This window comes from Azospirillum humicireducens (assembly GCF_001639105.2).
GTDB classification, from domain to species: Bacteria; Pseudomonadota; Alphaproteobacteria; order Azospirillales; family Azospirillaceae; genus Azospirillum; species Azospirillum humicireducens.
The window spans coordinates 782,222-802,980 of record NZ_CP015285.1 but is presented as its reverse complement, the minus strand read 5'-3'; the positions used below and the strand labels follow the sequence as shown (position 1 = coordinate 802,980).

Annotated in this window: 25 protein-coding genes and 1 pseudogene; 14 read left to right on the top strand and 12 right to left on the bottom strand. The window is 66.8% G+C overall.

The features are described 5' to 3' along the window. Window positions 1-14: 14 nt before the first annotated feature. From A6A40_RS03670 to A6A40_RS03640, 7 genes are all read right to left on the bottom strand, one after another. Window positions 15-461, bottom strand: coding sequence for a MerR family transcriptional regulator (locus tag A6A40_RS03670; protein ID WP_063634158.1), 447 nt, complete (start codon window positions 459-461; stop codon window positions 15-17). Window positions 462-564: 103 nt separating this feature from the next. Then, window positions 565-897 carry an integration host factor subunit alpha gene (locus A6A40_RS03665; protein WP_014247260.1) on the bottom strand — a complete coding sequence of 111 codons (333 nt, stop codon included), beginning with the start codon at window positions 895-897 and terminating at the stop codon, window positions 565-567. A 151-nt stretch (window positions 898-1,048) separates the two neighbouring features. Continuing rightward, window positions 1,049-2,020: a beta-ketoacyl-ACP synthase III gene (locus A6A40_RS03660; protein WP_063634157.1), complete on the bottom strand. Its 972-nt coding sequence runs from the start codon at window positions 2,018-2,020 to the stop codon at window positions 1,049-1,051. Window positions 2,021-2,023: 3 nt separating this feature from the next. After that, window positions 2,024-3,076 carry a phosphate acyltransferase PlsX gene (gene plsX / locus A6A40_RS03655; RefSeq protein ID WP_063634156.1) on the bottom strand — a complete coding sequence of 351 codons (1,053 nt, stop codon included), beginning with the start codon at window positions 3,074-3,076 and terminating at the stop codon, window positions 2,024-2,026. A gap of 82 nt (window positions 3,077-3,158) precedes the next feature. After that, window positions 3,159-3,347 carry a 50S ribosomal protein L32 gene (gene rpmF / locus A6A40_RS03650; RefSeq protein ID WP_012973646.1) on the bottom strand — a complete coding sequence of 63 codons (189 nt, stop codon included), beginning with the start codon at window positions 3,345-3,347 and terminating at the stop codon, window positions 3,159-3,161. 190 nt (window positions 3,348-3,537) lie between these two features. Next, a complete protein-coding gene (locus A6A40_RS03645; protein WP_063634155.1) occupies window positions 3,538-4,125 on the bottom strand; it encodes a YceD family protein in 588 nt (195 codons plus the stop codon). 174 nt (window positions 4,126-4,299) lie between these two features. Then, complete coding sequence (locus A6A40_RS03640) at window positions 4,300-4,866, bottom strand: ubiquinol-cytochrome C chaperone family protein (protein ID WP_063634154.1); 567 nt, start codon at window positions 4,864-4,866, stop codon at window positions 4,300-4,302. A 147-nt stretch (window positions 4,867-5,013) separates the two neighbouring features. Here A6A40_RS03640 and A6A40_RS03635 point away from each other — a divergent pair, with 147 nt between their 5' ends. From A6A40_RS03635 to A6A40_RS03595, 9 genes are all read left to right on the top strand, one after another. After that, window positions 5,014-5,508, top strand: a complete 495-nt coding sequence (locus tag A6A40_RS03635; protein WP_063634153.1) for an outer membrane protein assembly factor BamE — start codon at window positions 5,014-5,016, stop codon at window positions 5,506-5,508. A gap of 49 nt (window positions 5,509-5,557) precedes the next feature. Further along, complete coding sequence (gene ribD, locus A6A40_RS03630) at window positions 5,558-6,649, top strand: bifunctional diaminohydroxyphosphoribosylaminopyrimidine deaminase/5-amino-6-(5-phosphoribosylamino)uracil reductase RibD (protein WP_063634152.1); 1,092 nt, start codon at window positions 5,558-5,560, stop codon at window positions 6,647-6,649. A 102-nt stretch (window positions 6,650-6,751) separates the two neighbouring features. Then, entirely contained in the window at window positions 6,752-7,339 is a 588-nt protein-coding gene (locus tag A6A40_RS03625) for a riboflavin synthase (RefSeq protein WP_063634151.1), read from the top strand. Then, window positions 7,336-8,475 carry a 3,4-dihydroxy-2-butanone-4-phosphate synthase gene (ribB, locus tag A6A40_RS03620; protein WP_063634150.1) on the top strand — a complete coding sequence of 380 codons (1,140 nt, stop codon included), beginning with the start codon at window positions 7,336-7,338 and terminating at the stop codon, window positions 8,473-8,475. The genes A6A40_RS03625 and ribB overlap by 4 nt, the downstream gene beginning before the upstream one ends. An 18-nt stretch (window positions 8,476-8,493) precedes the next feature. Next, window positions 8,494-8,958, top strand: a complete 465-nt coding sequence (gene ribH, locus A6A40_RS03615) for a 6,7-dimethyl-8-ribityllumazine synthase (protein WP_063634149.1) — start codon at window positions 8,494-8,496, stop codon at window positions 8,956-8,958. 35 nt (window positions 8,959-8,993) lie between these two features. Beyond that, entirely contained in the window at window positions 8,994-9,584 is a 591-nt protein-coding gene (gene nusB / locus A6A40_RS03610; protein WP_063634148.1) for a transcription antitermination factor NusB, read from the top strand. After that, entirely contained in the window at window positions 9,581-10,588 is a 1,008-nt protein-coding gene (thiL, locus tag A6A40_RS03605) for a thiamine-phosphate kinase (protein ID WP_063634147.1), read from the top strand. The genes nusB and thiL overlap by 4 nt, the downstream gene beginning before the upstream one ends. Window positions 10,589-10,682: 94 nt before the next feature. Continuing rightward, window positions 10,683-11,138: a hypothetical protein gene (locus A6A40_RS03600; RefSeq protein ID WP_063634146.1), complete on the top strand. Its 456-nt coding sequence runs from the start codon at window positions 10,683-10,685 to the stop codon at window positions 11,136-11,138. A 245-nt stretch (window positions 11,139-11,383) separates the two neighbouring features. Beyond that, a complete protein-coding gene (locus tag A6A40_RS03595) occupies window positions 11,384-13,486 on the top strand; it encodes a sodium-translocating pyrophosphatase (protein WP_063634145.1) in 2,103 nt (700 codons plus the stop codon). Window positions 13,487-13,576: 90 nt separating this feature from the next. Here the strand turns inward: A6A40_RS03595 and nrdR are convergent, their stop codons facing one another. From nrdR to rpiB, 3 genes are all read right to left on the bottom strand, one after another. After that, window positions 13,577-14,044, bottom strand: a complete 468-nt coding sequence (nrdR, locus tag A6A40_RS03590; RefSeq protein ID WP_063634144.1) for a transcriptional regulator NrdR — start codon at window positions 14,042-14,044, stop codon at window positions 13,577-13,579. A gap of 49 nt (window positions 14,045-14,093) precedes the next feature. Next, window positions 14,094-15,395: a serine hydroxymethyltransferase gene (gene glyA / locus A6A40_RS03585; protein ID WP_063636105.1), complete on the bottom strand. Its 1,302-nt coding sequence runs from the start codon at window positions 15,393-15,395 to the stop codon at window positions 14,094-14,096. A 147-nt stretch (window positions 15,396-15,542) separates the two neighbouring features. Beyond that, entirely contained in the window at window positions 15,543-15,980 is a 438-nt protein-coding gene (rpiB, locus tag A6A40_RS03580) for a ribose 5-phosphate isomerase B (RefSeq protein WP_063634143.1), read from the bottom strand. A 561-nt stretch (window positions 15,981-16,541) separates the two neighbouring features. Here rpiB and A6A40_RS03575 point away from each other — a divergent pair. Continuing rightward, window positions 16,542-16,985 carry a Ros/MucR family transcriptional regulator gene (locus A6A40_RS03575; RefSeq protein WP_014247241.1) on the top strand — a complete coding sequence of 148 codons (444 nt, stop codon included), beginning with the start codon at window positions 16,542-16,544 and terminating at the stop codon, window positions 16,983-16,985. Between the two features lie 180 nt (window positions 16,986-17,165). Here A6A40_RS03575 and A6A40_RS03570 read toward each other — a convergent pair whose 3' ends face one another. Then, entirely contained in the window at window positions 17,166-17,651 is a 486-nt protein-coding gene (locus A6A40_RS03570) for a hypothetical protein (protein WP_063634142.1), read from the bottom strand. Between the two features lie 374 nt (window positions 17,652-18,025). After that, a complete protein-coding gene (locus A6A40_RS03565) occupies window positions 18,026-18,298 on the bottom strand; it encodes a DUF6898 family protein (RefSeq protein ID WP_063634141.1) in 273 nt (90 codons plus the stop codon). A 187-nt stretch (window positions 18,299-18,485) separates the two neighbouring features. Here A6A40_RS03565 and A6A40_RS03560 point away from each other — a divergent pair. The 4 genes and pseudogenes from A6A40_RS03560 to A6A40_RS03545 all read left to right on the top strand — a co-directional run bounded on the left by A6A40_RS03560 (window position 18,486) and on the right by A6A40_RS03545 (window position 20,529). Next, a pseudogene (locus A6A40_RS03560) lies at window positions 18,486-18,997 on the top strand (YciE/YciF ferroxidase family protein). A 121-nt stretch (window positions 18,998-19,118) separates the two neighbouring features. Next, a complete protein-coding gene (locus tag A6A40_RS03555) occupies window positions 19,119-19,601 on the top strand; it encodes a hypothetical protein (protein WP_063636104.1) in 483 nt (160 codons plus the stop codon). A gap of 39 nt (window positions 19,602-19,640) precedes the next feature. Next, window positions 19,641-20,051 carry a hypothetical protein gene (locus A6A40_RS03550; RefSeq protein ID WP_063634140.1) on the top strand — a complete coding sequence of 137 codons (411 nt, stop codon included), beginning with the start codon at window positions 19,641-19,643 and terminating at the stop codon, window positions 20,049-20,051. 16 nt (window positions 20,052-20,067) lie between these two features. Further along, on the top strand, window positions 20,068-20,529 hold the full coding sequence (locus A6A40_RS03545) for a GNAT family N-acetyltransferase (protein ID WP_063634139.1): 462 nt from the start codon (window positions 20,068-20,070) through the stop codon (window positions 20,527-20,529). Window positions 20,530-20,759: the final 230 nt, after the last annotated feature.

Below are 20,759 nucleotides of genomic sequence, written 5' to 3'. Positions count from 1 at the left end.
CCCGTGATGATTTTTCAGCTTTTTTTGTCTCCGATTTCGGAGAGGCGCGACAGCATCGACCGCAGCGACTTCAGTTCGTCCACCACCATGGTGATCTCATGCCGCAGGGACGCAGAGAGTGACTGCTGCGGCCCACCGTCGAACACGCCCCCCTCCTCCAATGCGGCAGCGATGTCGCCGAACTCCTCCGCGTCCTCCGGCAGCGGAGGCGTCGGATCGGACATCCGTCCTTCCTTCAGCAGACGCTGCACACCCTTGATGGTGTAGCGGTCCTCATACAGCAGCGCCTGGATTCGCCGGAGCAGCTCAACGTCCTCCGGCCGGTAAAAGCGCCGGCCGCCGCCGCGCTTCAGCGGGCGGATTTGGGGGAATTTGGTCTCCCAAAAGCGCAGAACATGCTGAGGAACGTTCAGGTCGGTCGATACCTCGCTGATCGTGCGATAGGCCGTGGCGGATTTCATGGCAAGGTCAGGCCGCCACCCGGCAATGACCGGATGCGGCAATCCACGGACAGGGGCAACACGGCGGCGTGCGGCGAGCCAGGCTCATAACGGACAGCCGCCCTCAGGAAAGAGCCCGCGCAGGCGTCGGTGCCCCACCCTCCTGGACATCGTTGATGCGGTTCTTCAGCACATGGCTGGCACGGAAGACCAGCACCCGCCGCGGCAGGATCGGCACCTCTTCACCGGTCTTGGGATTGCGGCCGATCCGCTCGCCCTTCTGGCGAACCTGGAAACTGCCGAAGGAGGAGATCTTCACCATCTCCCCCCGGGCCAGCGCGTCGGAAATCTCGTCCAGGACGGTTTCGACCAGATCGGCCGATTCGTTGCGCGAAAGACCGACTTCCTGGTAGACGGCCTCGCTCAATTGGGCCCGTGTGACGGTGTTCTGAGACATGGTTCGACCTCCCCCGCAACCGTTGCGAAGACGGTAATCCGGGGAAAGAAGGTCCGTCAATTCAAAAGGTTGGCAGCCTCATACGGCCCGGCCGCAGCCGGGCTGGGCGTGCGGCGCAGCATTGAAGCCGGTTTGGAAAAGGAGAGGCTATCTACCAGCGCACCAGCGCCGAACCCCAGGTCAGGCCGCCGCCGATGGCTTCCATCAGGATCAGGTCGCCACGCTTGATCCGGCCGTCGGCCACCGCCTCGCCCAACGCCAACGGGATCGATGCAGCCGACGTATTGCCATGCCGGTCCACCGTCAGAACGACTTTCTCCGGCGACAGCTTCATCTTGCGGGCAAGCCCGTCGATGATGCGGCGGTTGGCCTGGTGCGGAACCATCCAGTCGATGTCGGTCGACTCCAGACCATTGGCAACCAGCGCCTCCTCCACCACGGCCGACAGCTTGGAGACGGCGTGGCGGAAAATCTCCTGCCCATGCATGCGGACATGGCCGATGGTGCCGGTGGAGGAGGCGCCGCCATCGACATAAAGCAAATCGTACTGGCTGCCGTCGGAATGCAGATGGGTGGACAGCACACCGCGGTCGGTCGAATCGCCCTTGGCCTCATAGGCTTCCAGCACGATGGCACCAGCACCGTCGCCGAACAGCACGCAGGTGGTGCGGTCGTTCCAGTCCAGCAGGCGGGAGAAAGTCTCCGCCCCGATCACCAGGGCGCGGCGCGCCTGACCGTTGCGCAGGAAATTGTCGGCAACCGCCATCGCATAGACGAAGCCGGCGCAGACCGCCTGAATGTCCATGGCGAAGCCGATGGTGCCGAGCGCCGCCTGCACTTTTGTCGCGGTGGCCGGGAAGGTGTTGTCGGGCGTGGTGGTCGCCAGCACGATGCAGTCGATGCTGCCCGCCGGCACGCCGGCATGCTCCAGCGCACGGGTCGCCGCGGCGATGGCGAGGTCGGAGGTCTTCTCGCCATCGGCTGCGATATGGCGCGACCTGATGCCGGTGCGCTGGACGATCCACTCGTCCGACGTATCGACCCGCTGTTCCAGATCCTGGTTGGTGACGACGTTGGCCGGCAGGTAGGTGCCGCAACCGAGAACTCGGGAACGCATGACCATGGTTCAGCCCGCCGCCGCCTTCGTGTCGGGAAGAGGAGTCGCGTCGGCTATGCGCCCCATCTCTTCCTTGATGCGCTCATTGAAACCGTGAGTCGCCAGATTGATGGCCACCGCGACGGCATTGGCAAAGCCGACCGGGTCGGTGCCGCCATGGCTTTTCACGCAGACGCCGCGCAGGCCCAGGAACATCGCGCCGTTGTAGCGCCGCGGGTCGATCCGCTCGCGGAAGCGCTTGAAGGCGCCGCGTGCCAGCAGATAGCCGATCCGCGCCAGGAAGGACGTCGCGAATGTGCGGCGCAGGAATTCGGAGAACAGCTTGGCCGTCCCCTCCGCCGTCTTCAGAGCGACGTTCCCGGTGAAGCCATCGGTGACGATGACATCCACCGTGCCCAGCCCGATGTCGGTGCCTTCGACGAAGCCATGGAAGCGGCCGGGCAGCGGCATGTCGCGCAGGCTGGCCGCCGCGGCACGCACCACCTCGTTGCCCTTCATGTCTTCCGAGCCGATGTTCAGCACACCGATCGACGGCTCCGGCAGCCCCAGGATGGCGCGCGCGAAGACGGCCCCCATCACGGCGAACTGGACGAGGTTTTCCGGCTGGCATTCGGCGTTGGCGCCGAGATCCAGCATCACGCTCTCGCCCCGTTGTGTCGGGAAGAAGGATGCCATCGCCGGCCGGTCGATGCCCGGCAGCGTCTTCAGCACGAATTTCGCCATCGCCATCAGGGCGCCGGTGTTGCCGGCCGAAACCACGCAGGCGGCTTCACCCGACGCCACGGCGTCGATGGCAAGCCTCATGCTGGACTGGCGGCCGGCGCGCAACGCCACTGCCGGCTTGGCGTCTCCGGCCACGAAGTCGGCGGTATGGCGGATCTCCGCCACCGCCTTCAACGCGGGCCGCTGGTTCAGCAGCGGTTCGATCCGCTCCCGGTCGCCGTACAGCAGAAAACGCACGTCGGGATGGCGCTCCCGCGCGATGTCCGCCCCGGCAATGACCATCTCGGAACCGAGATCGCCACCCATGGCATCCAGGGCGATGGTCAGGCGCTGGCTCACCGCGAACAGGCTCCCCGGCTACGACCCCGGCAGGGGCGAAGAACGCCCCTGATCATCGGGACCTCAGACAACGCGATCGCGATCAAGCGGCCGCGGTGCCGCTCTGAACCACTTCGCGCTGGTCGTAATGGCCGCAAGACCCGCAGACGTGGTGCGGACGCTTCAGCTCGCCGCAGTTCGGGCACTCGTTGTACGCCGAGGTCGGCAGAGCGTGGTGCGAACGCCGCATGTTGCGCCGCGACTTGGAGGTCTTCTTCTTCGGAACAGCCATGACCGTAAACTCTCTTCATTGGAAAGGGCGGCCCGAACAGGGGCCGCCCAGCGCGAGCGGCATTCAATAAGGCAAATGCTCCCGAAGGGCAAGCCCGAACAACCCCCATTTCGCAACCCCGCGCCGCTCATTGGAGGGGGTGGAAATTCCGGCCCTTATACAAGGAACCGCGGGGGACGCAAGACCGCAGTCACTTCCGCTGCTTCAATTGTTGCAGAACGGCGAACGGATTGGGCTTCTCCGGCTCTTCCGCCGCTGCGTCTTCGGCCGGTTCCCCGTCATCACCCTCGTCATAGCCCTCGAACTCCACGCCCTCGGCATGCGGATAGGGATCGAGACCGAGCGACAGATGCTGTGCGGCAAGCTCGCCGATGTCGATTCGGTTGTTCTCCATCGGCTCGGGGATGTCCTCGTCCGACAAAGAGGGGTCGAAATCGATCTCCAGCCCCGGTTCCTCGACCATCGACGGCGGGGCGAACAGCGCCTCGAAGCTCTCGCTGACATGGGCCGGCACCGGCTCCAGCGTGACGACGCAGGTCTGGACCACATCGGCCTCCAGCGTGCCGGACACGCGGATCATCTGGCCGCCCCGCACCGCGCGCAGCTTCACCGTGGCGGTCAGGCTGCCGATCGCCTCAAGCTCCAGCCGCTCGGCAAGGGCGCGGCGCTCCGCCTCCGTCGCCTCGATGGTCTCGGTCATGTCGGCGCGGCGCACCGCGTCGGCGGTGACGATGCGCGAGAATTCCGGGGCCGGCAGGGCACCGTTCACAGGGCTCATGGCGAAAGACTCTCTGGTGGAACCAAGGCGGCGGTCGCAAGGGGCCGACGGGAGCAACAGACGCCCGCCCGCTTCCGAGTCACATGCAGCGGCCGGCCGCGAAAGGCAAGCCCTCTGCAAAGCCGGCGGCCCCCGTGCGCACCATAATGCGCACTATAATATAGTGTGTGCCGGTCAGGCGGGCGCAGGGGCGAAGCGCAGCTGGCCGCGCATCAGCGACTCCAGCGGCTGTTCATCCAGCGTGGCGGCGCAGGCGCGCACATAGGCGGCCATGGCGGGAAGCGCCCCGACCGGCACCGGATCGACCGTGCCATACAGGTTGTTGTCCAACGCCACCTCCAGCCGATTGTCGCCAGGCTCAGCCAGCGCCTCATCATAGGCGCGGATTCGTCCGGCCATGCCGCGCGCCATCGTCTTCACGCGCCGGGCGATGCCGCTGTCGCCGGCCCCCAGCTCCATGATCGACTTCTCGAAATCGTCGACCATCGTCTCATAGAGACGCTGCGACAGCTTGGCTGCCGCCGCCCCCTGCCCCTTCAGCCGGCGCATGACCAGGAACAGATGCAACGCCACCATCTCGAACCGGCCGTCCAGCGTATCGGGCACGCCGAGCGCGGCGTAGAAGCCGGGCTGGCGGGCCTGGGCGACGATGCCGGTGAACAGCCCGCCCACCGCCTCCACATTGCGGGCGCGCGCGCCGCCGCTCAGGCCATTCAGCAGAGGAGCCAGCAGGCGATCCATGAAACTCTCAGACACGAACGGCAGCCCTTCCCCGACTCGGAGTCTCGTTGACAGGGCGAAGCGCCCGGTGCGATTGTCCCGCCCAAGCGACTATCCGCGTCAGCAGGCAGTCCCATGCCCCGCCGGCTCCATCATAGCCCGAGCACCATGACCAGATCGAACTTTTCCGCCCCGCGCGCCGTCATTCGCACCGCCCTCCTGGGAAGCGTCCTGTTCGCGGCCCTCGCCGCGGCCGGCTGCTCCCCCATCGTCGCCACCCGCGGCAACCTGACGGACCCGCAGCTGGTGGCGGAGCTGCAGCCCGGCCAAAGCCGGCGCGACGACGTCGCCGCGGTTCTGGGCACGCCGACCTCGGTGGGCACCTTCGATCAGAATGTCTGGTACTATATCGGTCAGAAGACCGAGAAGACCGCCTTCTTCGAGCCGGAGGTGACGGAGCGCCGCGTCGTCATCGCCCGCTTCGACGATGCCGGCGTCCTGCGCGAGATCAAGACGCTGGACAAGTCGAACGGCCAGGACATCGACCTGGTGGAGCGCACGACGCCCACCGCCGGCCGCGAGATGGGCTTCCTGGAACAGATGATGGGCAACGTTGGCCGCTTCTCGGCCAAGGACACCAAGGGCAAGGGTCCCGGCAGCTGATCGCCTGACCGTTATCGTGGCCGTTTCACCCGACACCGACCTGGGCCACATGCGCGCCGCCCTGTCCCTCGCCGCGCGCGGGCTGGGGCGGACATGGCCCAATCCGGCGGTCGGCTGCGTGCTGGTCCGCGACGGTGCCGTGATCGGCCGCGGCTGGACCCAGCCCGGCGGCCGTCCCCATGCCGAGGCGGAGGCGCTGACCCGCGTCCGCGACCTGCCGGGCGGGGCGGAGGGGGCAACCGCTTACGTCACGCTCGAACCCTGCAACCATTATGGCAAGACGCCGCCCTGCGCCCTGGCGCTGGTGGAGGCGAAGGTGGCGCGCGTCGTCGTCGCCTGCCAGGACCCGGATCCTCGCGTCGCCGGCGGCGGGCTGGCCCGTCTGCGCGACGCCGGGATCGAGGTCGTCACCGGCGTCTGCGAGGCCGAGGCGCTTGCCCTCAACGAAGGCTTCTTCAACCGCATCACGCTGGGCCGCCCACTGGTCACGCTGAAGGTCGCCAGCACGCTGGACGGCCGCATCGCCACCCGCACCGGCGAGTCGCAATGGATCACCGGCCCGACCGCCCGCGCCTGGGGCCACCGGTTGCGTGCCGGCCATGACGCGATCCTGGTCGGCATCGGCACCGCGCTGGCCGACGATCCCGAACTGTCCTGCCGCCTGCCAGGCCTGGAAGACCGCAGCCCGGTGCGCGTGGTGGTGGACAGCAGCCTGCGCCTGCCCCCCACGGCGAAGCTCGCCGTCGGGGCCAGGCGCATTCCGACATGGGTCGTCACCGGCCCCACCCCCGACCCTGCACGCTCGCAGGCGCTGATCGCGCTCGGTGTCGAGGTGCTTCCGGTCGCCGCCGCTGCGGACGGCCGCGTCGATCCGGCCGCCGCCCTGTCGGCCCTGGCCTCCCGCGGCATCACCCGCGTCCTTGTGGAGGGCGGCGCGGCGATGGCCGGCTCCCTGCTCGGCGCCGCGCTGGTCGATCGCCTGGAGTGGTTCCGCGCCGCGTCGCTGATCGGCGGCGACGGACTGTCGGCGGTCGCCGGCTTCGGAGTCGAGGCGCTGTCGGCGATGATCCGCTTCGAACGCACCGCTGTGCGCAGAGCCGGAGCCGATCTCGCCGAGAGCTATCGCCGGATAGCGGCCTGACCATCGCTTTCGCCACCGGTCCAGGCCACGCAACAGACCGTTGCGCCGCCCGCGGTGTCGCGCGCGCTTCCCCTGGCCGCGAAACCTGCTAAATTCCCCGGCATGTTCACCGGAATCATCACCGATGTCGGGCGCGTCCGGGCCGTGGAGCGGCAGGGCGACACCCGGTTCACCATCGAGACCGCCTTCGACACGGAGACGATCGCGATCGGGGCGTCCATCGCCCACAACGGCGTCTGTCTGACGGTCATCGAAAAGGGACCGGGGACATACGTCATCCAGGCCTCGGGGGAAACCCTGTCGAAGACGACGCTCGGCGGGTGGGAACCCGGCACGCGCGTCAATCTGGAACGCGCCCTGAAGGTTGGCGACGAGCTGGGCGGGCACATCGTGTCCGGCCATGTCGACGGCGTCGGCCGGCTGCTGTCGATCCGCCCCGAAGGCGAATCGCTGCGCCTGACCTTCGAAGCGCCGGCCACTCTCGCCAAATACATCGCGTCGAAGGGCTCGGTGGCCATCGACGGCGTGTCGCTGACCGTCAACGAGGTCGAGGGCAGCCGCTTCGGCGTCAACATCATCCCCCACACCCAGACCGCCACCAATTTCGGCGGGCTGAAGGAGGGCGATCCGGTCAATCTCGAAATCGATATGCTGGCGCGCTATGTCGCCCGGCTCGCGGGGCAGGAATGACGTCCGAGTTTCACCAATACCTGTCGACGGCCGAAGAGATCATCGAAGAGGCGCGTCAGGGCAGGATGTTCATCCTGGTCGACGACGAGGACCGGGAGAATGAGGGCGATCTGGTGATCCCCGCCTCCTGCGCCACGCCGGAAGCGGTGAACTTCATGGCCAAGCATGGCCGCGGCCTGATCTGCCTCACCATGGACCGGCCGAACATCGAACGGCTGCGGTTGCCGCTGATGGCGCAACAGAACGCCTCGCGCCACCAGACCGCCTTCACGGTCTCGATCGAGGCGCGCGAGGGCGTCACCACCGGCATCTCGGCCGCCGACCGCGCCCGCACCATCGCGGTCGCCATCGACCCGGCGTCCGGCCCTCAGGATCTCGCCACCCCCGGCCACATCTTCCCGCTGCTGGCGCGCGACGGTGGCGTGCTGGTGCGCGCCGGCCATACCGAGGCGTCGGTCGACATCGCCCGGCTGTCCGGCCACTCCTCCTCCGCCGTGATCTGCGAGATCATGAACGACGACGGCAGCATGGCCCGCCTGCCGGATCTGGTGCAGTTCGCCCAGTTCCACGGGTTGAAGGTCGGCACCATCGCCGACCTGATCGCCTACCGCCGCCGGACCGAGACCATCGTCGAGCAGGTGCTGGCCGGGACGCTGGACAGCCGCTTCGGCGGCCGGTTCCAGAGCTACGTCTACATCAACAAGATCCAGTATGCGGAGCACATCGCGCTGGTGCGCGGCGACATCTCCGGCGACGAGCCGGTGCTGGTGCGCATGCATGCCCAGTCGGTGCTGGACGACGTGCTGGGCGACCGCAATTCCGGCCGCGACGCCGACCTCCATGCCTCGATGGAGCTGATCGCCAAGGAAGGCCGCGGCGTCGTCGTGCTGCTGCGCGAGCCGAACCCGAACGGCCTGTCCACCGTGCTGAAGGCCCGGCTGGAAGGCCAGTCGAGCAGCGCGCCGGAACTGCGCGACTACGGCATCGGCGCGCAAATCCTGCTGGATCTCGGCGTGCGCAAGATGGTGCTGCTGTCCAACCGCAAGAAGCCGATCATCGGGCTGGAAGGCTACGGCCTGACCGTGGTCGGCCACCGCGCCATCACGCCGGGCGCTGCCGACCCCGGCGACGACTGAGGACCAGAACGCCGCCGGATGACCGACACGCCCCACATCATGGTCGTGGACGCCCGCGTCCATGAGGACATCGCCGATGAGCTGGTGCGTGGCGCCGTCACGGAGCTTGACCGTGCCGGCGCCACGCACATCCGCTACGGCGTGCCCGGCTGTCTGGAGCTTCCGGCGGCGATCATGTACGCCATCCGCTCGATGGATTTCTTCACCGCCCGCAAGCGGTTCGACGGGTATGTGGCGCTGGGCTGCGTCATCCGGGGCGAGACGACGCGCTACGAAACGATCTGTGCCGAAAGCGCCCGCGGCCTGCAGGATCTGGCCCTGCGCTACAGTCTGGCGGTTGGAAACGGCATCCTGACGGTGGAAAACCGCGAGCAGGCCTGGGCGCGTGCCAATGTCGGATCGGTCAATATGGGGGGCCGCGCCGCGCGGGCCTGTCTTGACATGATTGACCTGAAGCGCAAATTCCGCCTCTATCCGCGCTGACCCCGACATCTCCTCTCTTTTAGCGACTGCAGACCATGAGCAACGACGACGCGGGCAGCCCCGTGACACCCGAACGCGCCTCCACCGGCGGCGCCTCCAAGGGCAAATCGAAGTCCCGCAAGAACAAGACCGGCGGCGGCTCCGCCAAGGCGCGCCGCAAGGCCGCCCGTCTGGCCGCCGCCCAGGCGCTGTACCAGATCGACCTGGCCCAGGCCCCGGTCGAGACTGTCGTCGGCGAGTTCGTCGCCCACCGGCTGGGCGAGGAGATCGACGGCGACAAATTCGTCTCCGGCGATCCGCAGCTGTTCGCAGACATCGTGCGCGGCGCGATCCACCGCCGCGCCGAAGTCGACGGGGTGTTGGGTGCGGCACTCGATCCGCGCTTCCCGCTCGACCGGCTGGAGCTGCTGCTGCGCGCCATCCTGCGCGCCGGCGCCTATGAGATCGCGGTCCATTTGGACACCCACCCGCGCATCCTCATCAGCGAATATGTCGACGTCGCCCGCGCCTTCTTCTCCGGCCGCGAGCCGGCGATGGTGAACGGCGTGCTCGATCACGTTGCCCGCGCGCTCCGTGCCGAAGACCTCGCCAAGCCCGACCCCGGCCGCGGTTCGGGCGAGGAGTGACTCTGGAAGAAGCCCCCTCTCCCCCTCTCGGCGAGTTCGGCCGCATCACCCGCTTCTTCAAGCCGCTGGCCGCCGGGTTTCCCGGTGCCCGCGGCCTGCGGGACGATGCCGCCGTGTTCGGCGTCCCGGAGGGGCGGGAACTGGTGGTCACCACCGACGCCATGGTTTCCGGGGTGCATTTCTTCCCCGATGACGCGCCGGCGGACATCGCCGCCAAGCTGATGCGCAGCAACCTGTCGGACCTCGCCGCCATGGGAGCCGAGCCGCTGGCCTACACGCTGGTGACCGCCCTGCCCCGCAGGCTGGACGAATCCTGGCTGGAAGGCTTCGCCGCAGGATTGGGCGAGGACCAACGGCAATTCGGTATCGCGCTGGCCGGCGGCGATTCGGTTTCCACCACCGGCCCCATCACCCTGGCGGTGACCGCCTTCGGATTGGTCCCCACCGGCCGCGCCCTGCCCCGCTGGGGTGGGCGTCCGGGCGACCGCGTCTTCGTCACCGGCAGCATCGGCGACGCCGCCCTGGGGCTTGAGATCGCCTATGGCCGGCTCGATATCCCGGACGAGGAGACCCGCGCCCAGCTGCTGCGCCGCATGCGCCGGCCGGACCCGCGCACGACGGTGGGGCCGCGCCTGATCGGGCTCGCCAGCGGCGCCATGGACGTGTCGGACGGGCTGGTCGCAGATCTCGGCCATCTCTGCGAGGAGTCGGGCTGCGCCGCCCTGCTGCGGGCCGATGCGGTCCCGCTGTCGGAGGCGGCGCGCGGCGCCATCGACGGCGATTCCGCCCGGCTGGCCCTGGCCATCACCGGCGGCGACGATTACGAGCTTCTGTTCGCTGCCCCGCCTTCGGCACGCGATGCGCTCGCCGCCCTGGCCGTGGACAGTGGGGTCGCCATCACCGAGATCGGCGAACTCACCCCCGGCAGCCCCGGCGAGGTCACCGTCCTGGACGCTGCCGGGGCCGCCCTGCCGCTGACCCGCCGCGGCTGGGATCATTTCTGACCGGGTTTCCTCTCCCGCCCCTTAACCCTTAAGACAATCGAAAGCATGACCGGCGCAGGGTGCGGCGGTTCTGCGTCTGCGAAGGTGTGCTGCGGTGGTCAAGGCCCTGATCGTTCTCGTCCTGGGCATCGTGCTGCTGGGCGGCGCCAGCTTCGGCGGCTGGTTCGTCTACCAGAAATATTTCACTGAGCAGCCGGACCAGCCGAAGAAGGTGGAACCGCCGCCGAAGCCTCCAACCGCGTTCGTCCGCCTGCCGCCGCTGGTGGTCCCGATGATCGGCCCGTCCCGAGTCGAGCAGTTCGTGACCGTCGTCGTCGCGGTTGAGGTGGTCCTGGAGAAACAGCCGCTGGCCCAGGCCAACCAGCCGCGCCTGACCGATGCCTTCCTGACCGCGCTTTACGGGGGCATTGCCGACCAGTCGATCCTGAATGGCGCTTTGGTCAATATTCCTGCCGTAAAGGCAAAACTGATCGAGGCAGCGGGCAAAGTGATCGGCAAGGATGCCGTGCACGACGTTCTTGTTCAGGCGGTTACGCAACGCAATCTCTGATCTGCCGCATATTTGCCTGAAATCCACGCCTGTTGTGCAGCGCAAAAGACCGGCGCCACCTGCAAAGGCCAGGGTATCCCGCGGCCATTTCGCCGCGCCGCCTCTGACCGGGGGGCGGTTGCAAAGCGGCGGCGCGGGGAGCATGCTTTTTTCCGGGAATACTTGCGCCCGACTTCTCCCCCATTTGATTACGGTCGGGAGACAGCCTTTCCTGGGCGCGACCTTGAAATCAATCGGGGGATGCGATGGCTTTAGCGTTCATCGTCATCATCGCCGCCGGCCTGCTCGCGCTGGCCTACGGTTTTCGCACCGGAAAAGAAGTCATGGCCGCATCGCCGGGATCGGAGCGGATGCAGGCCATCGCCGCAGCGGTACAGGAAGGGGCTCGGGCCTACCTGAACCGCCAATACACCACCATCGCCATCGCCGGCGCCGTCCTGCTGGTCATCCTGTGGGCGACGCTGGGCTTCCCGGTGGCCTTGGGCTTCCTGATCGGCGCCGTGCTGTCGGGCAGCGCCGGCTATATCGGCATGAACGTGTCGGTCCGCGCCAACGTCCGCACGGCGCAGGCCGCGACCAACGGGCTGGCGCCGGCGCTGGACATCGCCTTCAAATCGGGGGCGATCACCGGCATGCTGGTGGTCGGGCTGGGGCTGCTGGGAGTCGGCGGCTATTTCGGAATCCTGACGCTGGTCTACCGCGTCGGCGACCCGGTGGAGGTCCGCACGATCCTGGAGGCGCTGGTGGCGCTCAGCTTCGGCGCGTCGCTGATCTCCATCTTCGCCCGGCTGGGCGGCGGCATCTTCACCAAGGGGGCGGACGTCGGCGCCGACCTCGTCGGCAAGGTTGAGGCCGGCATCCCGGAGGACGATCCTCGCAACCCGGCGGTCATCGCGGACAATGTCGGAGACAATGTCGGCGACTGTGCCGGCATGGCCGCCGACCTGTTCGAAACCTATGCCGTCACCATCGTCGCCACCATGCTGCTGGCGGCGATTTTCTTTTCCGGGGGCGTGTTGCGGCTGATGCTGGTCTATCCGCTCCTGATCGGCGCGGTCTGCATCCTCGCCTCGGTCGCGGGCACCTTCGCGGTGAAGCTCGGTGCCGACAACGCCATCATGAAGGCGCTGTACAAGGGGCTGATCGTCGCGGCCGGACTGTCGCTGGTGCTGATCCTGATCGTCACCGCGATCCTGTTCGGCTTCACCCGCGCCATTCCGATGTCCGACGGCACCTCGATCAACGGGTTCAACCTGTTCGTCTCGGCCCTGGTCGGGCTGGGCGTCACCGGTCTGCTGGTCTGGATCACCGAATACTACACCTCCACCGCCTTCCGCCCGGTGCGCAGCGTCGCCAAGGCGTCGGAGACCGGACACGGCACCAACGTCATTCAGGGCTTGGCCGTTTCGATGGAATCGACTGCCCTGCCGGTGATCGTCATCTGCGCCGGCATTCTGATCGCCCATGGCCAGGCAGGCGTCTTCGGCATCGGCATCGCCGCGACGACGATGCTGGCGCTGGCCGGCATGGTGGTGGCGCTCGACGCCTATGGGCCGGTCACCGACAATGCCGGCGGCATCGCCGAGATGTCGGACATGCCCGCCAACATCCGCGTCACCACCGACGCGCTGGACGCCGTCGGCAACACCACCAAGGCGGTGACCAAGGGCTACGCCATCGGCTCCGCCGGGCTGGCCGCGCTGGTCCTGTTCGCAGCCTATGTTCAGGACTTGGGCCATTACTTCCCGAACGTGCCGGTGGAGTTCCGGCTGAACGACCCCTATGTCGTCGTCGGCCTGCTGGTGGGCGGCCTTCTGCCCTACCTGTTCGGCGCCATGGGCATGACCGCCGTCGGCCGCGCCGCCGGTTCGGTGGTGGTGGAGGTGCGCCGCCAGTTCCGCGAGATCCCCGGCATCATGGAGGGAACCGCCAAGCCCGACTATGGCCGGGCGGTGGACATGCTGACCCGTGCGGCGATCAAGGAGATGGTGATCCCCTCTCTGCTGCCGGTTCTGGCCCCTGTGGTTCTGTATGTCGTCATCGCCGCCATCGGCGGCCAGGCGGCGGGATTCGCCTCGCTGGGCGCGATGCTGCTGGGGACCATCGTCACCGGCATCTTCGTCGCCATCTCGATGACGTCGGGCGGCGGCGCCTGGGACAACGCCAAGAAATACATCGAGGAGGGCAATCACGGCGGCAAGGGCTCCGACGCCCACAAGGCGGCGGTGACCGGCGACACCGTCGGCGATCCCTACAAGGACACCGCCGGCCCGGCGGTGAACCCGATGATCAAGATCACCAACATCGTGGCGATCCTGCTGCTGGCGATCCTGGCCCAGCTGGCCTGACGCGGCAGCACACCCGCCCCAAAAAAGAACCCCCGCGAAGACATCCTTCGCGGGGGTTCGTCTTGTGAGGCCCTATTCCCGCCCGCCGGGTCAGATCCCAGGCGAAGCCTCCGGTGCCAGCTGTTCAACGAACTCGTTGAAGTCCGACGCCTCGCGGAAGTCCTTGTAGACCGAGGCGTAGCGGATGTAGGCGACCTGATCCATCGTCTGCAACGCCTCCATGATCTTCTCGCCGATCTGCTTCGACGGGATCTCGCTTTCGCCGGAGGATTCCAGCTGACGGACCATGCTGTTCACCACCCGGTCGATGCGGTCGGCATCGATCGGGCGCTTGCGCAGCGCGATTCTCATCGACCGCAACAGCTTCTCCCGGTCGAAGGGCTCGCGCTGCCCGTTGCTCTTCACCACCGTCAGCTCGCGCAGCTGGACGCGTTCGAAGGTGGTGAAGCGGGCGCTGCAGCTGGGACAGAAGCGCCGCCGGCGGATGGCCGAGTTGTCTTCGGTCGGGCGCGAGTCCTTGACCTGGGTATCCTCGTTTCCGCAGAACGGGCAGCGCATCTGTCGATCACCTTGGTCGGATCAAAAGGTCTGATCAGAGAGTCGGGCCTTAGAGAGTCGGATAGATCGGGAACTGACGGCACAGGCCGCGCACACGCTCGCGCATCGCCGCCTCGACCGCCGTGTTGTCGCCGGAGTTGCTGGCGGCCAAACCGTCCAGCGTCTCGACGATCATCTCGCCGACCTGTTTGAACTCGGCTACGCCGAAACCGCGGGTGGTCGCCGCCGGGCTGCCCAGACGGACGCCGGAGGTGATCATCGGCTTCTGCGGGTCGAACGGCACGCCGTTCTTGTTGCAGGTCATGCCGGCATGCTCCAGGCTGGCTTCCGCAGCCTTGCCGGTCAGGTTCTTCGGACGCAGGTCGACCAGCACGATGTGGCTGTCGGTGCCGCCCGACACGATGTCCAGCCCGCCACCGATCAGCGTCTTGGCCAGCACCTGGGCGTTGTCGACCACCGCCTGGGCATAGGTCTTGAACTCCGGACGCAGCGCCTCGGCAAAGGCCACCGCCTTGGCGGCGATGACATGCATCAGCGGACCGCCCTGCAGGCCGGGGAACACCGCCGAGTTGATCTTCTTTGCGATGTCTTCCTTGTTGGTCAACACCATGCCGCCGCGCGGGCCGCGCAGGGTCTTGTGGGTGGTGGTGGTGACCACGTCGGCATAGGGGAACGGGTTCGGATACACGCCACCGGCGATCAGACCGGCATAGTGGGCGATATCCACCATGAAGATGGCGCCGACCTCGTCCGCGATGGCGCGGAAGCGCTCATAGTCGAGAACACGCGGATAGGCGGAACCGCCGGCAATGATCAGCTTCGGCTTGTGTTCGCGGGCCAGCGCTTCGACCTGGTCGAAGTCGATCAGGTGGTCGTCCTTGCGCACGCCGTACTGCACGGCCTTGAACCACTTGCCCGACATGTTGGGGGCGGCGCCATGGGTCAGGTGGCCGCCGGCGGCCAGCGACATGCCGAGCACGCAGTCGCCCGGCTGCAGCAGGGCCAGCAAGACCGCCTGGTTGGCCTGGGAGCCGGAGTTCGGCTGCACGTTGGCGAACTCGCAGTTGAACAGCTTGCAGGCGCGCTCGATCGCGAGGTTCTCGGCGACGTCGACGAACTCGCAGCCGCCGTAATAGCGCTTGCCCGGATAGCCCTCGGCATACTTGTTGGTCAGGACCGAGCCCTGCGCCTCCAGCACCGCCTGCGAGACGATGTTCTCGGACGCGATCAGTTCGATCTGCTCCTGCTGGCGGACCAGCTCGTCGCGCACCGCGCGGGCCAGTTCGGGATCGGTCTCGGCGAGCGAGGCGGCGAAGAAGCGGCCGATCTCGGCGGTGTTGCTGCTGGTCATGGCGGAAAGTTCCTCATCGAAGGGCATGAAGCAGTCCGGGAGGCCCGGACGAACGGCTTCCATACTGGTCGGTCCGGGATCTGTCGCGCCCCGGTTGCGGGCTTCTGCGGCCTAGTGCTGGGCCAGGAGAGGCGGCGCCGGTGGCGCTCAGCCCATCTTGGCGATGCGGCGGCTGTGGCGCTCGCCGCCTTCGAATTCGGCCTTCAGGAAGGCGTCCACGCAGTCCTTGGCGATCTCCGGCCCGACGATGCGGGCGCCCAGTGCGATCACGTTGGCGTCGTTGTGCTCGCGCGACAGGCGCGCGGTGGTGACGTCATGGACCAGGGCGGCACGGATGCCGGGATGGCGGTTGGCCGCGATGCTGATGCCGATGCCGCTGCCGCAGATCAGCACGCCGCGCTGCGCCCGGCCGTCGGTGACGGCGGCGGCCAGCGCCGCGGCGAAATCCGGATAGTCGACCGAAGCCGGCCCGTCGGTACCGAGATCGAGGACGGTGTAGCCGGCGGCCTCCAATTGCCGGGCGATCTGAGCCTTCAGCTCGTAGCCGGCGTGGTCGGAGGCGAGTGCCACAGTGCTGACGGTCATGACGACGGAAACTCCGGTGCGTGCGGTAGCGGATGCGATCATCGGTGAAGCGGTGAAAGACGCCCGCACCCTACCAGATGTCGGTACAAACCGCCACAGCCACACCATGACGTGGATGCATGGCTAGGTCGGGACGGGGTCAGGCCCGCTTGCCGCGGCTTGCCGCATCGGCCTCCTCCCTGCCGATATCGGGGCCGACATCTTGCGGGTCCGACCGGAGCGCGCCCAACTCCCGCGAAAGTTTAGAGACGTGTTTCACCCCTTCGTTGTCGATCCCCTGAAGCAAGGGAGATAACCGATTCGTTATAGGAGTTGGAAATCAGCCAATTACCGCATCCCAGTCGTCGGAAAATCGCAAGCCGGCGCTTACTAGACGCCCCTTAAAGCCGCGACACAGCCACGACGCGATGACGGTTTTCAGCGAAAGCTGATTTGCACCTTGCTCCTTTGTTCTGAATGGCAAGAGCAACTAATTTGCCGCTTGCCGAAATTATATTGACACTCAAATCACGGTATGCAACTTGGTTCGTACGGACAAATGAAAAGCCAGGACACAGTGCAATGAGCGACCAGCTTCGCGCCGATGTACCGGACAATGCGCTGCTGCGGATGACCGCCGACATCGTATCGGCGTATGTCAGCAAGAACGTGTTGCCTGCTCAGCAAATCCCCGACGTGATCAATACGGTCTACTCGTCGCTGACCGGACTGAATGGTCAGCCCCGTGAGGTCGCGGCGGAACCGCTGAAGCCGGCCGTTCCGATTCGCAAGTCGGTGACGCCCGAGTACATCGTCTGCCTGGAAGACGGGAAGAAGCTGAAGATGCTCAAGCGGCACCTTCGTTCGACCTACAACATGTCGCCGGACGAGTACCGCGCCCGTTGGGGACTTCCGCCCGACTACCCGATGGTCGCGCCGAACTATGCCGCGCAGCGGTCGGAATTCGCCAAGCGCATCGGCCTGGGCCGCAGCTCCGGCCGCCAGACCCGCCGCAAGGCAGGCTGAACGAGTAAAGTCCGTATGCAACACGGGCTGGTCCCTGCCGGGATCCGGCCCGTGTGCGTGTCCGGCCGGTACAGGCCATATCGGATTGATTGAAGACGCGACCATTTCTCGCGGTCGCCGAAGGTCGGTGCCAAGAACAGGCCCAATGTTCAGGTCTCCACCTCCGTCCGGAGGCGCGTCTCAGTTGGCGCAGCCCTTCCGGCCCGACAGGCGGCAGTTGAAACGATCGACATTCCGGCTCAATTCGCGCCCCGTGGCGATGTTCTCGTCGTTCAGGCAGGTCAGATAGGTCATCGACCTGTCGACATACTCCTTCACCTCGCCCTGGCAGGACGACATCCTGTCGGCGCTGAGGAAGGTGGCCTGGTCGTCCATGCACAGCGGAACGCCCGGCTTCAGGCAGCCGGCGGCCGGTGTCGACGACGGGGGAGCCGTGGAAAGCGGCGCCGCGTTGGCCGGGCCGGCCTGCTTGTCGCCACCGGACCGCGACACCGCCTGCCCTCCATGACCTTGACCGCCTTGCCCCTGCGCGGTGTGGACGCCGGCATTCGGCCCTCCGCCCGGCTGCGCGGTCCCCGCTGCGGTCGCCACCTGGGCAGCAAGCAGGGTTGCCGCAAGCGCCGCCGACATGAAGGACACGCGCAGGAAAGCCGTCACACGAACCATCGCCTCGATCCTCTGGTGTTTCGGTCCTTGGCTCCGGAGAACAACCGGCCCCGCAAGGCCGGCCCGGAAACGATCGGTCCACGTCCGCCGATCGCGATCCGAACGGACGGCGCGGATGAGCGCCCTTCATATGCGCCATTCGTTCAGCGATGCGCGGTTCTACAAGCGTTACACCCCCTGCGCCAGTGTCAACGGGCAGGCATAGGTCTACTGTCGGGGTCGAGCGGTTCGCTCTACGACCGGCGGCCCGAGGTTACTGCCCGGACCGCCGACGGGGGCATGCCGGCGCTCACCATCAGCAAAGCCAGACTTCGATCCGCGCCGCCCGGTCCCGACCGGCGGCGCGTTTTCTTTTTTACGGCACCGGACGGAGGTCAGTAAAGCCCGCCGGTTCGCGGCTTGGTGCCAGTGCCGGGACCGGATTTCTGCCCTGGTGCCGCCTTGGCATCCTTGTTCTGGCCGCCCTTGTTCTGGACAAAGCGCAGCTTGTTGATCGCCGTCCGCTTCAGCAGTTCCTGGCTGCCGGTCGCCGGGCCGGCCACCGTCACCTCCACGCCGGTCTGGGCGTCGATGGCGGTGACCCGCAGATAGCTGCCGACCCGCTGGAACTCGAACAGAACCTCGCCATCCCCTTTGCCTGCCGTCATATGAATCCTCCTTCGGCACTCATTCGCCCGGCCATCCGTCAGCCCATTCGCCCGATGGTCAGTCCCCGTTCGAGACTGCAACACCCGGCCGTCGCCGCTGTTGTCCACGCTGCCGATCCGGCGCGCAGGAGCCCCGCTCCGCAAACGCCCGCCGGATGGACATCCACAGCGAGGAAGGACCGTCACCATGGCTGCCAAGACGATGCAGGATCTGCTGATCGAGGATCTCCGCGACATCTACCACGCCGAGAAGCAGATCACGAAGGCCCTCCCCAAGATGATCAAGGCCGCCCATTCCGACCAGCTCCGCCAAGCCTTCGAACCCACCTCGAACAGACCAACGGCCAGATCGAACGGCTGCAACAGGCCTTCGAGGAGCTGGATACCCGCCCCCGCGGCAAGCATTGCGACGCGATGGAGGGGCTGATCAGCGAAGCCCAGGAAATCCTCGAAATGGGGCTCGCCCCGGAGGTCCAGGACGCCGCCCTGATCGCCGCCGCCCAGAAGGTGGAGCATTACGAGATCGCCAGCTACGGCACGCTCCACGCCTATGCCACCGCCTGCGGCCTGGACAAGGTCGCCCAGTTGCTGGACGAAACCCTTCAGGAGGAAAAGGACACCGACTCGCTGCTGAACAAACTTGCCATCGGCGACGTCAACAAGAAGGCAATCGCCGCCAGCGGCAAGAAGGCGGCCTGACGGACACCGATTTGCGGTGACCGCCCGCATCCGGGCCAACCCTGAGAGCATGGGCCAAGGTTGCAAGCATCGCGGCGGACCGGTAGGCTTCGACACCTTCCGGTTCTTCGCGGTGCTCCCGATGCGCAGCCTTCAGCCTGCCGATCCCAATTCGAACAGCATTCCGGCCCGCAGCTTTTCCGGTGCCGCCCGCGCCGCCCTGGTCGCAGCGCTGTCGCTGGCGGGCATCCTGACGGCCGCCCTGCCCGCCTCCGCCGCCGAAGGGGCGCCTGGCGCCCTGCCCCCGTCGGTGCGAATCAAACCGCTGATGGTTCCGGTGGTGAATGGGGGCCGGATCGAGAAATACACCCAGGTCGAAGTGAACCTCGAGATCGGCGACGCCCTGCGGCTGGGCGAGGTGCAGTTGAGCATCCCCCGCCTGCACGACGCCGTGCTGACCGCCATCTACAAGGGCATCGACGAAGGCTGGATCGTCCGCGGCAACATCGCCAACGTCCCGGCCCTGCGCCGCCGCATCGATGAATCGGTGATCGCCATGTTCGGCAAGGACGTGGTCACCCGCATCCTGATCACGCCGATCGCGCGCCAGTCGTCGCTGCAGTAACCCGCTTCCACCATTTCTCCTCAAGAGGATCAAGTCGTCATGGCCGTCGTCTTCGTCGCGCGCAGCGCCGCCCTGACCAAATGGGCGTCCGACGTCGGGCAGGGGAAGCACATCTTCAAGCTGGGCGTCGCCGAGGACGAGGCCGCCGTGAAATCCGCCGTCGCCACCGGCTGGGGTGGCGAGACCGACTGGAAGCTGATCGACGCCAAGGAGATCGACGGGCTGGACGAGGAGAACGCGCTGGCCCGACTCGGCAGACGTGAAAAGGTGATCGACCCCACCTATTACCCGCGGCTGAAGGGCGCGGCCGGCATTTTCCGCGTCGCCCTGACCAATGTGCAGAACAGCCTGCTGGTCGCCAAGGCGATGACCGCCGACGAACCGCTGACCGAGGTCAAGATCAAGCCCAAGGATATCGCCGACTATATGATCCGCAATGCGGTCGCCTGACCGGTACGCCTCCCCGATGTCCAGACCGCCCATCCGCCGTGTCCCCTTCGACGCCCTGAGCCTTCGCGAACTGCACGGCCTGCTGGCCCTGCGCAGCCGGGTGTTCGTGGTCGAGCAGGCCTCCCCCTACCCCGACATCGACGGCCGCGATCCGGGCGCCCTGCACCTGATCGCCACCGACTCAGCCGGTTTCGTCGTGGGCTGTGCACGCTGTCTTGATCCGGGCGAGGACGGGCCGGATGCCCCGGCCTCATTCGGGAGGCTGGCAGTCGATCCGTCGCAGCGTTCCACCGGACTGGGACGGGCGCTTGTCGCCGAGTCCCTTGCGGTGCTGGCGGAACGCTGGCCGGAGCGCGAGGTGGTGATCGGCGCCCAACAGCATCTGGAGCGCTTCTACGGCAGCTTCGGTTTCGTCAGGATCACCGAGTCCTATGACGATTTCGGGATTCCCCACATCGACATGCGGTTGCGCCGCTGAACCGGACAATCGCGCGTTCGATGCGACACTATGTCCTGTCCATACCCCTGTATCGCAAACAAGACTCCCTGCAAGCAACGGGAGAGAACAGGAGCGTTGCCGGCGCTTTGTTTGGAAATCCGGCATAGCCTCTATGTAATAGACCGAAGATTTCGACATACGAAATATTTTCGATGATCGAAGTCTCGAATGCCGCCGTATCAGTGGGTGCATTCGATTGGGTAAGCCAC

Excerpts from the sequence above, each read along its gene's own strand:
- glyA (WP_063636105.1), bottom strand. The coding sequence starts at position 15,395 with ATGACCAGCAGCAACACCGCCGAGATCGGCCGCTTCTTCGCCGCCTCG.
- ribH (WP_063634149.1), top strand. The coding sequence starts at position 8,494 with ATGACCGACACGCCCCACATCATGGTCGTGGACGCCCGCGTCCATGAG.
- A6A40_RS03545 (WP_063634139.1), top strand. The coding sequence starts at position 20,068 with ATGTCCAGACCGCCCATCCGCCGTGTCCCCTTCGACGCCCTGAGCCTT.
- A6A40_RS03550 (WP_063634140.1), top strand. The coding sequence starts at position 19,641 with ATGGCCGTCGTCTTCGTCGCGCGCAGCGCCGCCCTGACCAAATGGGCG.
- A6A40_RS03575 (WP_014247241.1), top strand. The coding sequence starts at position 16,542 with ATGAGCGACCAGCTTCGCGCCGATGTACCGGACAATGCGCTGCTGCGG.
- ribB (WP_063634150.1), top strand. The coding sequence starts at position 7,336 with ATGACGTCCGAGTTTCACCAATACCTGTCGACGGCCGAAGAGATCATC.
- A6A40_RS03645 (WP_063634155.1), bottom strand. The coding sequence starts at position 4,125 with ATGAGCCCTGTGAACGGTGCCCTGCCGGCCCCGGAATTCTCGCGCATC.
- A6A40_RS03660 (WP_063634157.1), bottom strand. The coding sequence starts at position 2,020 with ATGGTCATGCGTTCCCGAGTTCTCGGTTGCGGCACCTACCTGCCGGCC.
- A6A40_RS03635 (WP_063634153.1), top strand. The coding sequence starts at position 5,014 with ATGACCAGATCGAACTTTTCCGCCCCGCGCGCCGTCATTCGCACCGCC.
- nrdR (WP_063634144.1), bottom strand. The coding sequence starts at position 14,044 with ATGCGCTGCCCGTTCTGCGGAAACGAGGATACCCAGGTCAAGGACTCG.
- nusB (WP_063634148.1), top strand. The coding sequence starts at position 8,994 with ATGAGCAACGACGACGCGGGCAGCCCCGTGACACCCGAACGCGCCTCC.
- A6A40_RS03625 (WP_063634151.1), top strand. The coding sequence starts at position 6,752 with ATGTTCACCGGAATCATCACCGATGTCGGGCGCGTCCGGGCCGTGGAG.
- A6A40_RS03670 (WP_063634158.1), bottom strand. The coding sequence starts at position 461 with ATGAAATCCGCCACGGCCTATCGCACGATCAGCGAGGTATCGACCGAC.
- A6A40_RS03640 (WP_063634154.1), bottom strand. The coding sequence starts at position 4,866 with ATGGATCGCCTGCTGGCTCCTCTGCTGAATGGCCTGAGCGGCGGCGCG.
- A6A40_RS03555 (WP_063636104.1), top strand. The coding sequence starts at position 19,119 with ATGCGCAGCCTTCAGCCTGCCGATCCCAATTCGAACAGCATTCCGGCC.
- A6A40_RS03665 (WP_014247260.1), bottom strand. The coding sequence starts at position 897 with ATGTCTCAGAACACCGTCACACGGGCCCAATTGAGCGAGGCCGTCTAC.
- A6A40_RS03565 (WP_063634141.1), bottom strand. The coding sequence starts at position 18,298 with ATGACGGCAGGCAAAGGGGATGGCGAGGTTCTGTTCGAGTTCCAGCGG.
- A6A40_RS03570 (WP_063634142.1), bottom strand. The coding sequence starts at position 17,651 with ATGGTTCGTGTGACGGCTTTCCTGCGCGTGTCCTTCATGTCGGCGGCG.
- rpmF (WP_012973646.1), bottom strand. The coding sequence starts at position 3,347 with ATGGCTGTTCCGAAGAAGAAGACCTCCAAGTCGCGGCGCAACATGCGG.
- rpiB (WP_063634143.1), bottom strand. The coding sequence starts at position 15,980 with ATGACCGTCAGCACTGTGGCACTCGCCTCCGACCACGCCGGCTACGAG.
- A6A40_RS03595 (WP_063634145.1), top strand. The coding sequence starts at position 11,384 with ATGGCTTTAGCGTTCATCGTCATCATCGCCGCCGGCCTGCTCGCGCTG.
- ribD (WP_063634152.1), top strand. The coding sequence starts at position 5,558 with ATGCGCGCCGCCCTGTCCCTCGCCGCGCGCGGGCTGGGGCGGACATGG.